Here is a 14,046-nt window from a genome sequence, read left to right as displayed (position 1 = left end):
GATGGCCGAAACGCCGAGTCTCCACGCGGCGTCAGCCAGTGCCGGGCGGTTCTCCGTCCGGGGTGCCCGGTGCCCCGGGCCTGCCGCCGTCCGCCGGTGCGGCGCGGCGGAGTGTGCGGATCTCCCGGGTCGCGAACAGCGCCACGCAGCCCGCCAGGCAGACGCCCGCCGACACCAGCAGCAGCCGCCCCGGGGAGGCCAGCGCGGTGGCCGGCCCCGCCAGTATCTGGCCGAGCGCGATCCCGGACACCGAGCCGGCCTGCTCGTACGCGGTGACCCGGTTGAGCACCGCGGGCGGGGTGTGGGTCTGCACGCTGGTCGCCCACATCACCGACCAGAACGCCATGGCGCCGCCGCCGAGCACATGGCCCGCCAGTAGTACCGGCAGGCCGGCGTCCAGCGCGACGCAGAGCGGCAGCACGGTGTACAGCGCCATCGCCGCCGCGCCTGCGGCCAGCGGCCGGGCCGGGCGCAGCCGCAGTGCCAGCAGGCCGCCCACCACGGTTCCGACGCCGAGGAAGGAGACCGCCAGTCCGTAGGCGTTCGGCCCGAGCCGGGCGCCGACCAGTGTCGAGCTGAGCGGAACCAGCGGGCCGAAGACCAGCACGCCGTAGACCACCCAGATCAGGATCACGGCCCACATCCAGGTACGTGCGCGGAACTCCTGCCAGCCCTGGCGCAGGTCACGACGGAGTGAACTGCCGGTGCGGGCAGAGGAGTCGGCGCCGACCGGGGTGTCCGTGGGCACGCCGGCCGGGGCGAGCCGGATGAGGGCCAGGCACAGAGCGCTGAGCAGGAAGGTGCCGGCATCGATCGCGTACACGGTCCCGGCGCTGGTCAGCGCGATCAGCGTGCCCGCCAAGGCCGGGCCGAGCAGATGGGCGAGCGCGTCGGCCACCTTGAGCGTGGCATTGGCCCGTTGCGGCTCGCGGGCGACCAGCGGGACCATCCCGTTCACTCCCGGCAGGAACATCGCGACGGCCGCACCGGCCAGCGCCGCCATGGTCACCAGCAGCCAGAACGGCGGCGGGCCGGCGAAGAACGCGGCAGCCAGCACTCCCTGGGTGAGCACCCGGACGAGGTCCGCGCCGACCATCATCCGGCGCGCGCCGAACCGGTCGGCCAGCACCCCGCCGAACAGGACCAGGAGGACGAACGTCCCGGTCCAGGTGCCGAGGACGAGGCCGACGCCGGAAACCCCGTACAGCGCCCCGACGGCGAGCGCGGTGGCCACGGGCATCATCGCGTCGCCGAACAGCGAGACCGTGCGGGCGGTGAAGTAGAGCGTGAAGCGCCGGTCCCACAACGGGGGAGGGGCGGCCGACGGATCGATCCGGGCGGTCCGGTTGTGCGTCTGCGTCTGCGAAGTGGTCACCGTACAGATGCTGGACTAGACCAATCCATTCATCCCAGTGTCTCGAACGACGTGATGGGGTACTTTCGCGCCATGACGCTTCGTCCGCCGCCGAAGTCCCCGGCTCCGCACCGGGTGGTGGCCCTGTTGCACCCCCCGCAGTCGACCTTCCCGCTGGCCTGCGCGGCAGAGGTGTTCGCCGACCACGGCCCGGCGATCCCCGCCCGCTACGCGTTCGAGATCTGCACGCGACACCCCGGTCCGGTGCGTACCCAGCTCGGCCACGACCTGATGGTCACGGCGGGCCTGGAGGCGGTGGAGCACGCGGACACCGTGCTGATCCCCGGCTGGCAGCAGGCGCCCGGCACCGAAGTGCCGTCGCCGGTGGTCGAGGTGGTCCGCAGGGCCCACCGGCGCGGCGCGCGGATCGTCGGCATCTGCTCGGGTGCCTTCGTGCTCGCCGCCGCCGGGCTGCTGGACGGCCGACGGGCCGCCACCCACTGGGCCCGCGCCGCCGAGTTGGCCTCCCTGTTCCCGCGGGTCCGGGTCGATCCCGCGGTGCTCTACGTGGACCACGGCGACGTAGCGACCAGCGCCGGATCGGCGGCCGGCGTGGATCTCTGCCTCCACCTGGTGAGCGCCGACCACGGCGCCGCGTACGCGATGCGGATCGCCCGGCAGATGGTGATGCCTCCGCACCGCGAGGGCTGTCAGCTGCAGTACACCGAACTGCCCACCTCAGGACCGGTCACCGATTCGCTGGCCCCGCTGCTGGAGTGGCTGTCCGAACGGCTGGACCAGCCGGTCACCGTCGCCGAGATGGCGCTCCGGTCCCAAGTCTCGGCCCGCACGCTGACCCGGCGCTTCACCGAACAGCTGGGCATCAGTCCCGGACGCTGGCTGCTCGCCCGGCGGATCGCCGCCACCCGCGCGCTGCTGGAGGAGACCGACCTGCCGGTGGAGACCATCGCCCGCCGGGTCGGCCTCTCCTCGGCAGTCAACCTGCGCCGGCGCTTCCACGAGGCCCTGCGCACCACCCCCGCCGCCTACCGGCGCGCCTTCCGCGCGGACATCAGCAACAGCTAAGGCACGGCCGGGCGCGCCACGCGGTAGCGCAGGTAGACGAATCGAGAGCTGAAGGTGCGGGTCTCGACGAGTTCGAGATCCACCCGGCGCTCCTGCTGGGGAAAGAAGGAAATGCCACCGCCGACCAGCACCGGGTAGACCACGGCCCGGTACTCGTCGATCAGACCCGACGCGGCCGCCTCGGCCGCGAGTGTCGCGCCGCCGATCGCGATCTCGCCCTCCCCCGGCTCGGCCCGCAACCGCTCGATCTCCTCCGCCAGGCCCCCGGAGACCAGGCGGGTGTTGCCCTGCACCGCCGAAAGCGTGGTGGAGAACACCACCTTCGGGAGCCGCTTCCAGAGCGCGGCCCACTCGAGCATCGCGTCGTCGAGCGATGGATCCTGGTCGGCGGTCTCCCAGTACAACATCGTCTCGTACAGCCGTCGCCCCAACAGGTGGACGCCGACCTGTCGGAGTTCGTCCGTCCAGAAGCGGAACACCTCCTCATCGGGCGCCGTCCATTCGAAGCTGCCGTCCGGCCCGACGATGTAGCCGTCCAGTGAGACGTTCATCGAATAAGTCACGCTGCGCATCAGCAGTCCTCCTCGGTAACGGGTTCGACAGTAAGACCGCCGGCCACCGGGGACTCATCACGGCTCGCGGGTTCCTGTCCGATCTCCCCGCCGCACCGGCAGGCATTCGAGAGCACCGCTGTGTCGACGTCGGCGCCGCCCGGCCCGGGATGAACGGCGGGGCGGCGGCGACGGGTTGCCGTGGTGTCTTCAAGCGAGGTCGAGGTCGGCGTGCAGCAGGTGGTGGTCCGAGTGCGGGGTGGGATGCACACCGTGCTCGAGCGAGGTGATGCCTCGCAGGAAGACGTAGTCGAACTTGCGCTGCCAGTCGGTGGTGGCCTCGCAGGCGCCGGCGGACGAGGGAAGACACTCCGGGTCCGTATCCGCGGCGAGTGCCTGCATCCCGGTGATTTCGGGCGCGTCCGGCACGGCGTTGAAGTCGCCGAGAACGATCGCCCGGTCGTGCCGGGCTACTTGGGCGGCGATCACGCCGGTCTGGTCTGCCCGGACTGCTTCCTGACGTCGTTCGGCGAGGTGCGTGTTGAATACCCGGACCGGCTTGCCGCCCACCATGGTGGTGACCGCCATGTACCCGCGGTCCTCGGATCCCCCGTCGGGATATTCCACGCTGACGCGGTCCGTCATCGGTGCCGCCGAGAGGACCGCCTGGCCGTAGGCCCCCGGGCTCCACGGCACTCCGCCGCAGCGGCCCCAGTTCTGGAGTACCGAGCCGTACTCGACGTGGTAGACCAGCCCGTGACGGCGCCTCAGATGGTCCCGGATCCTCTCGACGTCACGCACGCACGCTTCTTGCAGGCCGATGACCTGGGGCCCGTACGTGGCGATCTCCGCTGCCCGGTCGACGTTGCTCGTGTCGCAGGGGTTGCAGATGTTCCACGTCATGACCCGGTTCGGTACGACGTCCTTGACGGCTTCGGCGGACAGTGGCCCGGCGAAGAGTGCGCCGCTCGGTGCACTGGGGCCGATGAGCACCGCGCAGGCCACGATCACGGCGCCCGCGAGCAACCGCGTGCCCCTTCCGAGCACCCTTGCCTCCTCGCAGTGGATAACAGGGCGACTGACGTCTCCACGCAAAGGTTATGGGACGGGGGTTGTCGGCAGCGCATGCGGTGTCCCGCATGTCCTGCGCTCGGACGAAGCAGCCGCCCCGACCAGGTCGGCCGGTCCTGTGCCGCAGCCCGTGCACACGGGGCGCCGCGCCTTCCGCGCGGCGCGACACGGCCGAATGCGCCGCTCAGAGTCCGCGGCACACCACCGTTCACCCCCTTGACGGTCGGCGACCGCCCTCGGATACTGGCGGCCAAATCGATTTGGCCAAATCGATTTGGCTCTCCGTCCAGGGCCGGATCGCGGCTGAGAACCGACGTGCCGAAACGCCCGAACGGAGCCCGAACGTGTCCAGTGCCCGCCAGACCCTGCCCGGTGCGGAACAACAAGCACCCGCACCCGCCCCACCGCACCCCGTCGACGAATCCCGCCCCCTCGGCCGGATCCTGCTCTTCGGGATCCAGCACGTCCTCGTCATGGCCGCCACGCCCATCTCGGCGATCTTCCTGATGAGCGCGACCCTCCGCCTCGACCCCGGCCTGACCGTCAACCTGCTCTCCGCGGCCTTCGTCCTCTCCGGCGTCGGATCCCTGATCCAGTCGCTCGGGCCGTGGAAGTTCGGGCCCCGGCTGCCGTTCGTGATGCTGCCCGGGGGAGCGCCGCTCATCCTCTTCCTCGCCATAGCCGAGCAGCACGGCCTGCCCACAGCCACCGGTGCCGTCATCCTCACGGCCGCCTTCTACTTCGTCGTGCTGCCGGTCTTCTCCCGGCTGCTCGTCTTCTTCCCGGCGCTCGTCATCGGCACGATGATCGTCATCGTCGGCGTCAACCTGGTGAAGGTCGGCGCCGTCCTCGTCACCGGCCGCCCCGGCGAGCCCGGCTTCGCCGACCCCGCGAACCTCGCTCTAGGCATGGCCACCATCGGGTTCACCGTCGCCTTCTACCTGCTCTCCAGCGGCATCCTGCGCCAGCTCGCCGTGATGCTCGGACTCCTCGCCGGCACCGGCCTCGCCGCGGTCCTCGGCAGCGTCGACCTCGACCGCGCCGCCGACGGCGGCCTGCTCACCCTGCCGCAGCTGATGCCGTTCGGCTCACCCCAGTTCAACCTGGTCGCCGCGCTGCCGCTGATGCTCTACAGCCTCGCCTCCATGGCGGAGGCCACCGGCCAGACCGTCATCAACGCCGAAGCCGTCGGCAAGGACATCGACAAGCGCGCCGATGTCCCCAAGACCGTCCGCGGCGACGCGCTCACCTCCCTCTTCGGCGGGTTCTTCGGCCTGCCGCTGATGGTCACCAGCGGCGAGAACATCGGGATCGTCCGGGTCACCGGCGTACGCAGCCGTTTCGTGACCGCCGCCGCCGGCGTCGTCCTCATCGCCATCGGGTTCCTCGCACCCGTGACCCGCGCGATCAGCGTCATCCCGTCCGCTGTCGTCGGCGGCACCGCCATGGTCGTCTTCGCCGTGATCACCGTGCTGGGCGTCCAGATGCTCGGCCGCTCCGACCTCGACCGGCACACCAGCACCTTCGTCTGCGCCGTCGCCCTCGCACTCGGCCTGCTGCCGATCCTCGTCCCCGGCGTGTACGGAGGCTTCCCGCCGAACGTCCGCATCCTCCTCGAAAGCGGCGTCGCCGTCGGCGCGTTCGTCGCCGCCGTCCTCAACATCCTCTTCCACCATGTCAGGCCGGGCATCGCCGCCCGCCTGTCCACCGCCCGCACGGAAAGCGACCGATGAACCAGCTCACCTCCGACCTCCTCGACGGCCCGGGCCCGCTCCTCCTCGTACCGGACGCCGTCCTCCTGCCCGAGGGCCCCGCCGACGGCCACGCGGTCGTCGTCGCCGACGGCTCCTTCGGCGCCGTGGGGCCCGCCGGGGAACTGGCGCGCACGCACCCGCACCTCGACCCCGTACGCCTGCCCGGACACCTGCTGATGCCCGGCTTCGTCGACGCACACCACCACCTCACGCAGAGCTTCGGATCCGCGCTCGCCTTCGGGGAACCGTCCGAGATCTTCCGCAGGGTCTGGGTGCCCTTGGAGGGCGCGCTGGACGAGGAAGCCGCCTACGTGGCGACCAAGCTGGCGGCGTTCGAGGCCCTCCGCGGCGGTTTCACCACCGTCGCCGACGCCGGAACCCGCGCGGACGTCGACATCGAGGTGGTCGCGTCCGCCGCACGGGACGTCGGGATCCGCTGCGTGCTGGGACTCGTCTGCAACGACGCCGACGACGAGAACCCGTCCGTCCCCGACCGCGCCGAGAAGCACCTCGTCCGCTACGACGGCGACCCGCTGATCCATCCCTCGCTCGCCGTCTCCATCCCCGAGGCGGCCACGGAGGAGACCCTGCGGCACACCGCCCGCCTCGCCGCAGAGGCGGGGGCCGTCGTCCAGATCCACGTCAACGAGCACCTGGCCGGTGTCGAACGCTCCCTCGTACGCCATGGACTGCGCCCCCTCGAACACCTCCACAGCATCGGCGCCCTCGGCCCCCAACTGCTCGCCGCCCACGCCACCCTCCTCACCCCGCGCGAGCTCACCCTGCTCGCCGACACCGGGACGGCGGTGAGCTACAACCCCGTCGCCAGCGCCTGGAAGGGCAACGCCGTCGCGCCCGCCACCGCCATGGCCGAACGCGGCATCCGCTTCGGGCTAGGTACCGACGGCACCCGGGGCGACGGGTTCCGGCTCACCGAGGCGGCCGAGTTCGCCCAGCGTCTCGCGTACGGGTTGGTCACCGGCGACTCGTCGTGCGGGGCCGGCTGGACGTGGCTGGAGCACGCCACGCGCGGCGGCGCCGACGCCGTCGGCCTCGGAACACGGACCGGCACGGTCGCCGAGGGCCTGGCCGCCGACTTCCTCCTCGTCGACGTCACCAACCCGGAGCTCGCGCTCTCCTGGGACCTGCCGTGGGAACTCGTACGGCGCGGCAACCGCGACCAGATCACCGCCGTGTTCGTCGAGGGACGCATACGTCTGTGGTGCGGTGCGCCCGTCGGCTGGGACGGTCCGGCCCTGGTGCGTCAGGCGGCAGAAACGGCCCGCGCCGCCGTGGGCAGGGCCGCCATCACCCGCGTGCACCCCACCTCCACGGCGGCACGGGAACGGAGCACCGCACGGTGACCACCGAGACCCTGGCCGTGCTCGCCGTCACCGTGACCGCCGCCGCGTTCGTCCAGGGCAGCAGCGGACTCGGATTCGCCCTGATCGTCGCCCCGGTGGCCGGCCTCCTCGATCCCGGCCTCCTCCCGGTGTTCGTCCTGGCGGCGATGATCCCGCTCAACGTGTACGTCGCCTGGCGCGAACGGGCCTCGCTCGACCTGCGCGGCGCGGGCTGGATCACCGCCGCGCGGCTCGCCGCCACGCCCGGCGGTCTGGCGTTGCTCTGGCTGATCCCCGACCGCAGTCTGGGCCTGTTCGTGGGCATCGCCACCGTGCTGGCGGCCGTGGTGAGCCTTGCCGCGCCCGCGTTCACGCCCGGACGGGCCGCCTACGTGGGCGCGGGCGCGGTGACCGGCCTGACGGAGACGGCGACGGGGGTCGGCGGTCCGCCGCTGGCGCTGGTCTACCAGCACCGGCCGCCCGGCGAGCTGCGTTCCACAGTCGCCGCCTGCTTCCTCGTCGGTGAAGTCGCCTCGCTGCTCCTGCTGTTCGCGACGGGGGAGGGGGACCCGGCGGACCTCGGGTGGGCCCTCGCCCTGGTGCCGGCGATCGCGGCGGGGGCGTGGCTGAGCCGCCTGGTGCACCACCGGCTCGACGCGCGGCGTACGCGGCTGTTCGTACTCGTCTTCGCCCTGGTCTCCGGGCTGGTCCTCATGCTGGGGCTCTGACCGTACGAAGCCCTGGAGCTCCGACCGCATCAACGGCCCGCGCAGGACCGCTCATTGCCCCGCGCGGGCCCGGTCCCGGCGGCGGGCTCACCGCCCGGCCGTGCCCCGCAGCGACGAGGCACGGGCGATCACCCGCGGCTCGGGCGCCGTCGCCACCGCCGGGGCGGCGGCGTCGCCGCGCAACCTCCCCAGCAGAAGCTCCACCGCGTCGGCCGCCGCCCGGTCCAGGCGCAGGTCGACGGCGGTCAACGGCGGCTCGCACGTACGGGCGCGCAGACCGTCGTACCGGGTGACGACCATGACGTCGTCCGGGACGGTGCGCCCACTGTCCCGGACCGCCCGGACCGCGCCCACCGCGAAGGCGTCCACCAGCGCACATACGGCGTCGATGCCGGGGTGCTCGGCCAGCAGGGCCGCGCACCGCTCGTAGCCGGCCTGCTCGCCGCCCGACTCCGGAGCGGTCGCCACGATCGGCGCCCACCCGTGCTCCTTCGCCACCCGCTCGAAGGCTGCGCGGGCGTCGACCGACGAATGCCGCGAGCCGGAGCCGATGATCAGGGCCGGCTGCCGTGCCCCCCGCTCGCGCAGATGGGCCAGCAGCAGTTCGGCGACGAGCCCACCGCGCAGATCGACGTACGGCGCGTCCTCGTCCGGCGAGACCGGCCGGCCGAGCGTCACGTACGGCAACCCGCGCTCCTTCAACTGGGCCGCCGCCGCGTCGTCCACGTCGGGCTCGACGACGATGGCCCCGTCGATGTCGACGGAGTACAGCGCGGACCGGGACTGCACGGGCGGCACGAGCACCAGGGCGTAGTCGTGCAGCAGGGCGCTCTCGGCGGCAGCGGCGGCGACCTCCATGTAGAACCCGAGCCGGGACGGCCCTCCGGCCACCGCGAACGGCATGGACGAGGCGAGCGCGATGGCCCTGGCCTGCCCGCGCCGCAGCCGCTGCGCCCGCAGGTTGGGTCGGTAACCGAGCTCGGCGGCAACCTGCTTGATGCGTTCGCGGGTCCGGGGGTCGACCTTGCCGAGCCCGTTGAGGGCATGCGAGACCGTCGTGCGCGACACCCCGGCGACCCGCGCGACATCGGCGATCGTCGGCGGCTTCGTGCCGGAACCGGAAGTGGGCATCTGCGCGGACGCTCCTCGCGTGCTGAGGACCAGTGACACCCCCATCTTCGCCGAACGCCGGGGCGGCCGGCCGTACCGGGCCCCTGAGAACGGCCGCCCCGGCGGGACCTCCGCGCCAAGGGTCGACCTGGTCGGTGCGGTTCCGCGCCCTGTTCCCGTGGTCCGGGAGGCGGATGGCGCCCGCCGTCAACCCTCGCGGGCGCCCCGCACCGGTCGGTCCTGTGATCGCCACGCCACCGCGAACGGTCGTGCCGTTCCGCACCACCATGACGCGGGCGTCCTCGGTCCTGGTGCCCTTGTCGTCGAAACGGGCTGTGCGGAAGGCGAACCCGGCCGTCACGGTCTCTTCGCCGCCGAGACCGCCGCTCGTCTGCGATACCTCCGCCTGCTTAAGCTGGAACCACAGCGTCTCGTGGCAAGCGCAGGAGGCACTTCATGGCGCGCGGTCGGCGCTTTCACCTGGACCAGGACGGGCACTCCGTCACGGTTCAGCTCCGGCGCGCACGTGGCGAGGTCGAAGTGCTGGTGGACGGCAAGGTGGTGGCGTACCGGAGGAGACTCGGCAAGGACACCACGGTACTCACGGCCGAACTGCCCGGCGATCCGCCGCGTCCGTTCCGCATCCTGCTCGCCCCGGTGGAAGGCGCCGACGGAGCGCCGCTCTGCGCGATGGAAAGTGCCGGCATGCGCTACCTGATGCCGCTGGTGCCGCTCCGCGGCTCCGACCGCCCACTGTGGCGGGACCCGTCGCCCGCCCCCTTCCTGAGGCGGCTCCGCGGAAGACTGCTGCGCCGCCGCTAGTGCCCTGATCCGGAGTGGGCGAGCCGAGCGCCGGGGCCGCCCCAGCCGTGCTGCTCCGCGGCTCGCCCGGCCCGGCCGGGCCATGCCCTGCCGGGCGGGCCGCGGGCCTGCCGTTGACCGTCCTCGCCGTGCCCGACGGCATGTCAGGCAGCACAGTGCCGCCCGGCTCGTGCGACTCGCACCGTCCGGGGCCGGTCCGCGGCGCCGCCGCTTTTCGGTCACCGCTCGCCCGGGTACCGACCGGGCCGGTAAATCATCTCGAGCAGGAAGGCGGCGATCACCAGCCAGGCGCCGATGCCGATGAGCCACACGGCCCGGGCGAGAAAGCCACCGATGATCAGGGCCGTCGCGGTCAAGGTCAGCGCGAGAACGGCCCATCGGATGCGGCGGTCGGTCACGGACACTCTCTCCGGGGACTCCGCTGAACCCCTTGGCCGTGGGACGCCACCGGAGGGTCTGCTGTCTTCGGCCGGGTGTGCGAACGAGGCATGACGCAACGGTAGGGGCGGCACCACGCACACGGTGGCGCTACGACGTCAGGGCCGCGTATGAGAGTGCGGCGTTCGCGTAAAGATCGCGTTTGGATGGCTATCGTCGTCCGGTGCGAGCGATCGAACTGTGTTCCGGCACCGGTGCGGAGCTGCCGTGGTGAGTCGGCGGTGGCCGCGTCTGCGGCATCCCGCACAGGTCGTCGTGGCCGGGTTCGCGTTCGCGGCCGGCGTCGGCACTGCGCTGCTCATGCTCCCGGTGGCCAAAAGAGGGCCCGGCGGCGCGAGTCTGCTCGAAGCCCTGTTCACATCGGTTTCCGCCGTGTGCGTGACCGGGCTGAACGTGGTCGACACCCCGGTTCACTGGACCGGTTTCGGGCAGGTCGTGATCCTGTGCCTGATCCAGCTCGGCGGCCTGGGCATCATGACGTTCGCCTCCCTGCTGGTGGTGCTCGTCTCCCACCGGCTCGGGCTGAGGGCCCGTCTGACCGCGGCGGCCGAGACCAAGACACTGGGCCTGGGAGAGGTCAGGTCGGTCGTCCTCGGCGTGGTCAAGGTCAGTCTGCTCCTGGAGGCGGTCACGGCCTTGGTGCTGGTGCTGCGCTTCGCCACCGGCTACGACAATTCGTGGCCGCGGGCCCTGTGGCTGGGCGTCTTCCACGCCGTCTCCGCGTTCAACAACGCGGGCTTCGCCCTCTACTCGGACAGCCTGATGGGGTTCGTGACCGACCCGTGGATCTGCCTGCCGATCGCCTGCGCGGTCATCGCCGGCGGGCTGGGGTTCCCCGTGCTGTTCGAGCTCCGGCGCCGCTGGCGCAGGCCGATGTCGTGGTCGCTGCACACCAAGATCGTGATGTGGGCGAGCGCGGTCTTCCTGGTCGGCGGCAGCGCGTTCATCACCGGGATCGAATGGACCAACCCGGCGACCCTCGGACCGCTCGACGTTCCCGGCAAGCTCCTGGCCGGCTTCTTCCAGGGCGTGATGCCCCGTTCCGCAGGCTTCAGCAGCATCGACACCGCGCAGATGAATCCCGCGAGCTGGCTCGGCGTGGACGTCCTGATGTTCGTCGGCGGCGCCAGCGCCGGCACTGCGGGCGGCATCAAGGTCACCACCTTCGCCGTGCTGTTCTTCGTCCTGTACGCCGAAGTACGCGGTGAGAGCGCGGTCAACATCTTCCACCGGCGTCTGCACGGCGACACCCAGCGCCAAGCGCTGACGGTGGTGCTGCTGTCGGTGGCCGCCGTCGTCGGATCCACGGTGATGTTCATGGTCTTCACCGACATCAACCTCGACCAGTCACTGTTCGAGGTCATCTCCGCCTTCGCCACCGTCGGCCTGTCCACCGGTATCACCGCGGATCTGCCCTCCGCCGAACAGGTCCTGCTGATCGTGCTGATGTTCATCGGCCGTCTCGGACCCATCACGGTGGCCTCCGCGCTCGCCCTGCGCCGGCGCGTCCGCCTGTACGACCTGCCCGAGGAGCGACCCGTCATTGGCTAGGAACCGCAGTCACCTCACCCGCCGCATCGCCCAGAACGACTCCGTCGTGGTCATCGGTCTGGGCCGCTTCGGGCGCGCCCTGGCGCTCGAGCTCGTCGACGAGGACGCCGAGGTCCTCGGCATCGACGAGGACGCCGAAGTCGTCCAGCAGCTGTCCGGGTCCCTCACCCATGTCGTTCGGGCGGACTCCACCAAGGAGGACGTACTGAGGCAACTGGCCGTCCACGAGTTCAACCGCGCCGTCGTGGCCATCGGCAGCGACCTCGAGGCCAGCATCCTGACCGCCTCGCTGCTCGTCTCCTTCGGCATCCAGGATGTGTGGGCCAAGGCGATCAGCGAGGCCCACGGCCGCATCCTCACCCAGCTCGGCGTGCACCACGTCGTCTACCCCGAGCACGACATGGGACAGCGCGTCGCGCACCTGGTGCGTGGCCGCATGCTCGACTACATCGAGTTCGAGGACGACTTCGCCATGGCCAAGACCAATCCGCCCGCGGACGTCATCGGCAAGCGCCTTGCCGACAGCGCCATCCGCACTCGCTTCGGACTGACCGTCGTCGCCATCAAACGCCCGGGCGAAGGCTTCACCTACGCCACGGCTGACACCGTCGTCCGCGCCGACGACACCATCATCGTCGCCGGACGCACCCGGGACACCGAACGCTTCAGCGAACTGCAGTAACCGCCCCGGGCCGGCCTGTTCGCGGTGCCTGGGTGCGGCGTCGCTCCACGCCAGACCTCGTCGCCACCGTCGCGGCCTCGACGGCGGGTCTCCGCCGCTTGCGAACCGTCCTCCGCGCCGGAGCAGCATGAACCGTGACCCTTTCGTTCCGCTTCCGGAAGGACTGAACCCATGACGGCCCCGAAGGCCCCCTCCCCGCAGCCCGCGGAGTCCGACGAGGCGGAACGGCTGCGGGATCTCCTGCGTACGCCGGCGTACCGCAAGGTCCTGGTCTTCAGCGCGCTGATCGGCATCCCGATCTCGCTGGCGGCGTTCTGGTTCCTTGTCGCCCTGCACGAGCTGGAGCATGTGATGTGGGCGGACCTGCCGGAGGCATGGGGTTGGGACGTCCCCCCGGCCTGGTGGCCGCTGCCCCTGCTCGCCGTCGCCGGAGTCGTCGTGGGGCTGGTCGTGACCCGTCTGCCCGGCGCCGGCGGTCACGTTCCCGCGTACGGCCTGCACGCCGGAGGCGCCTCGGCAGCCGCACTTCCCGGGGTGCTCATCGCCGCGACCGCGAGCCTGCCGCTCGGTGCGGCCCTCGGCCCGGAGGCGCCACTGATCGCAGTCGGCGGTGGGCTGGCCCTGCTCTTCCGGCATCTCGTCCGCGCCCCCGCCACCCCGGAGAGCACCGCACTGCTGGGTGCGGCCGGCGCGGCGGCGGCCATCGCCGCGATCTTCGGCAATCCGCTCATCGGCGCGGTGCTGTTGATCGAAGTGGCGGGTGTGGGCGGACCTCAACTGTTCATCATCCTCCTGCCCGCGCTGCTCTCGAGTGGCGTCGGAGGGATCGTGTTCACGGGCTTCGGACGCTGGACGGGGCTCGACACCGCCAGTCTCACCGTCCACTTCCCGACATCGCCCCCGCGTCTGGACACCGGGGACGTGGTGTGGTCGATGGTGCTGGCGGTAGGCATCGGTGTGCTGGTCCACCTGGTGATCGCCGGGGGGCGCCTGACAGCCGCCTTCGTGGCGGGGGCCCCCTTCGTCCGGACGGTGGTCTGCGCCATCGCCGCCGGCGGCTGCGCGGCCCTCTATACGGTCGCCACGGGCCGCACCCCGGTGGAGGTCGCCTCGTCCGGCCAGGCCACACTGGCCGCGTTGGCTGCCGATCCGCATTCCTGGAGTGTCGGCGCGCTGCTGGCCGTGCTGGTGTTCAAATCCGCCGCGTACGCCCTGTGCCTGGGCAGCCTGCGCGGTGGCCTGGTGTTCCCGGTCCTTTTCCTGGGAGCGGCGGCAGGTGTGCTGCTCGCTCCGCTCCCTGGGCTCGGGGTGATCCCCGGTGTCGCCGCCGGGATGGCAGCGGCATCGGCGGCCGCGCTGCGGCTTCCGGTCTGCAGCGTGGCCCTGGTCGTCCTCGTACTCGGGAACTCGGAGACGATCCCGGTGGTGATCCTGGCGGCCGTGACGGCCTTCGTCACCACGGAACTGCTGCCGCAGGGCCCGGCGGTCACGCCGCTGCCCCCGCGCGAGAAGGCTGCTCGCGGCGGCAGCGTGAGGTCCTGATCGAAGGCGGGGGA

General features: G+C 71.7%; 13 protein-coding genes. 8 read left to right on the top strand and 5 right to left on the bottom strand.

The window, feature by feature from the left end; translation table 11 throughout:
• Positions 1-31: 31 nt before the first annotated feature.
• Positions 32-1,375, bottom strand: a complete 1,344-nt coding sequence (locus ACTMTU_RS32150; RefSeq protein WP_441266950.1) for an MFS transporter — start codon at positions 1,373-1,375, stop codon at positions 32-34.
• A gap of 72 nt (positions 1,376-1,447) precedes the next feature.
• On the opposite strand from ACTMTU_RS32150, the gene ACTMTU_RS32145 reads away from it, so the two are divergent.
• Complete coding sequence (locus ACTMTU_RS32145; RefSeq protein ID WP_441266949.1) at positions 1,448-2,440, top strand: GlxA family transcriptional regulator; 993 nt, start codon at positions 1,448-1,450, stop codon at positions 2,438-2,440.
• Here the strand turns inward: ACTMTU_RS32145 and ACTMTU_RS32140 are convergent.
• Positions 2,437-3,012: a dihydrofolate reductase family protein gene (locus ACTMTU_RS32140; RefSeq protein WP_441266948.1), complete on the bottom strand. Its 576-nt coding sequence runs from the start codon at positions 3,010-3,012 to the stop codon at positions 2,437-2,439. The two genes, ACTMTU_RS32145 and ACTMTU_RS32140, sit on opposite strands and share 4 nt — an antisense overlap.
• A gap of 189 nt (positions 3,013-3,201) precedes the next feature.
• On the bottom strand, positions 3,202-4,038 hold the full coding sequence (locus tag ACTMTU_RS32135; RefSeq protein WP_441266947.1) for an endonuclease/exonuclease/phosphatase family protein: 837 nt from the start codon (positions 4,036-4,038) through the stop codon (positions 3,202-3,204).
• 368 nt (positions 4,039-4,406) lie between these two features.
• Here ACTMTU_RS32135 and ACTMTU_RS32130 point away from each other — a divergent pair, with 368 nt between their 5' ends.
• Genes ACTMTU_RS32130 through ACTMTU_RS32120 form a run of 3 tightly spaced genes read left to right on the top strand, consistent with a single transcriptional unit; the run spans position 4,407 to position 7,887 of the window.
• Positions 4,407-5,795 carry a uracil-xanthine permease family protein gene (locus ACTMTU_RS32130; RefSeq protein WP_441266946.1) on the top strand — a complete coding sequence of 463 codons (1,389 nt, stop codon included), beginning with the start codon at positions 4,407-4,409 and terminating at the stop codon, positions 5,793-5,795.
• Positions 5,792-7,180, top strand: coding sequence for an amidohydrolase family protein (locus ACTMTU_RS32125; protein WP_441266945.1), 1,389 nt, complete (start codon positions 5,792-5,794; stop codon positions 7,178-7,180). Before ACTMTU_RS32130 ends, ACTMTU_RS32125 begins: the two co-directional genes overlap by 4 nt.
• Positions 7,177-7,887 (top strand): TSUP family transporter, encoded by a 711-nt coding sequence (locus ACTMTU_RS32120; protein WP_441266944.1) that lies wholly within the window; start codon positions 7,177-7,179, stop codon positions 7,885-7,887. The genes ACTMTU_RS32125 and ACTMTU_RS32120 overlap by 4 nt, the downstream gene beginning before the upstream one ends.
• An 87-nt stretch (positions 7,888-7,974) precedes the next feature.
• On the opposite strand, the gene ACTMTU_RS32115 is transcribed toward ACTMTU_RS32120, so the two are convergent.
• Positions 7,975-9,018, bottom strand: coding sequence for a LacI family DNA-binding transcriptional regulator (locus ACTMTU_RS32115; RefSeq protein WP_441266943.1), 1,044 nt, complete (start codon positions 9,016-9,018; stop codon positions 7,975-7,977).
• A 435-nt stretch (positions 9,019-9,453) separates the two neighbouring features.
• Between ACTMTU_RS32115 and ACTMTU_RS32110 the strand changes: the two genes are divergently transcribed.
• A complete protein-coding gene (locus tag ACTMTU_RS32110; protein ID WP_441266942.1) occupies positions 9,454-9,819 on the top strand; it encodes a hypothetical protein in 366 nt (121 codons plus the stop codon).
• A gap of 218 nt (positions 9,820-10,037) precedes the next feature.
• Here ACTMTU_RS32110 and ACTMTU_RS32105 read toward each other — a convergent pair whose 3' ends face one another.
• The gene (locus tag ACTMTU_RS32105) at positions 10,038-10,217 is read right to left on the bottom strand and encodes a hypothetical protein (RefSeq protein ID WP_441266941.1); all 180 of its coding nucleotides are present in this window, start codon (positions 10,215-10,217) and stop codon (positions 10,038-10,040) included.
• A 247-nt stretch (positions 10,218-10,464) separates the two neighbouring features.
• Here ACTMTU_RS32105 and ACTMTU_RS32100 point away from each other — a divergent pair, with 247 nt between their 5' ends.
• The 3 genes from ACTMTU_RS32100 (at position 10,465) to ACTMTU_RS32090 (ending at position 14,032) form a co-directional block, all read left to right on the top strand.
• Positions 10,465-11,808 (top strand): TrkH family potassium uptake protein, encoded by a 1,344-nt coding sequence (locus ACTMTU_RS32100; protein WP_441266940.1) that lies wholly within the window; start codon positions 10,465-10,467, stop codon positions 11,806-11,808.
• On the top strand, positions 11,801-12,490 hold the full coding sequence (locus ACTMTU_RS32095; protein ID WP_441266939.1) for a potassium channel family protein: 690 nt from the start codon (positions 11,801-11,803) through the stop codon (positions 12,488-12,490). Before ACTMTU_RS32100 ends, ACTMTU_RS32095 begins: the two co-directional genes overlap by 8 nt.
• A gap of 171 nt (positions 12,491-12,661) precedes the next feature.
• Positions 12,662-14,032: a chloride channel protein gene (locus ACTMTU_RS32090; protein WP_441266938.1), complete on the top strand. Its 1,371-nt coding sequence runs from the start codon at positions 12,662-12,664 to the stop codon at positions 14,030-14,032.
• Positions 14,033-14,046: the final 14 nt, after the last annotated feature.

The organism is Streptomyces sp. OZ13 (assembly GCF_052068155.1).
Classification (GTDB): Bacteria; Actinomycetota; Actinomycetes; order Streptomycetales; family Streptomycetaceae; genus Streptomyces.
The sequence above is the reverse complement of the archived record's forward strand: the minus strand, read 5'-3'. Positions and strand labels throughout refer to the sequence as shown.

Excerpts from the sequence above, each read along its gene's own strand:
- ACTMTU_RS32125 (WP_441266945.1), top strand. The coding sequence starts at position 5,792 with ATGAACCAGCTCACCTCCGACCTCCTCGACGGCCCGGGCCCGCTCCTC.
- ACTMTU_RS32090 (WP_441266938.1), top strand. The coding sequence starts at position 12,662 with ATGACGGCCCCGAAGGCCCCCTCCCCGCAGCCCGCGGAGTCCGACGAG.
- ACTMTU_RS32145 (WP_441266949.1), top strand. The coding sequence starts at position 1,448 with ATGACGCTTCGTCCGCCGCCGAAGTCCCCGGCTCCGCACCGGGTGGTG.
- ACTMTU_RS32110 (WP_441266942.1), top strand. The coding sequence starts at position 9,454 with ATGGCGCGCGGTCGGCGCTTTCACCTGGACCAGGACGGGCACTCCGTC.
- ACTMTU_RS32140 (WP_441266948.1), bottom strand. The coding sequence starts at position 3,012 with ATGCGCAGCGTGACTTATTCGATGAACGTCTCACTGGACGGCTACATC.
- ACTMTU_RS32115 (WP_441266943.1), bottom strand. The coding sequence starts at position 9,018 with ATGCCCACTTCCGGTTCCGGCACGAAGCCGCCGACGATCGCCGATGTC.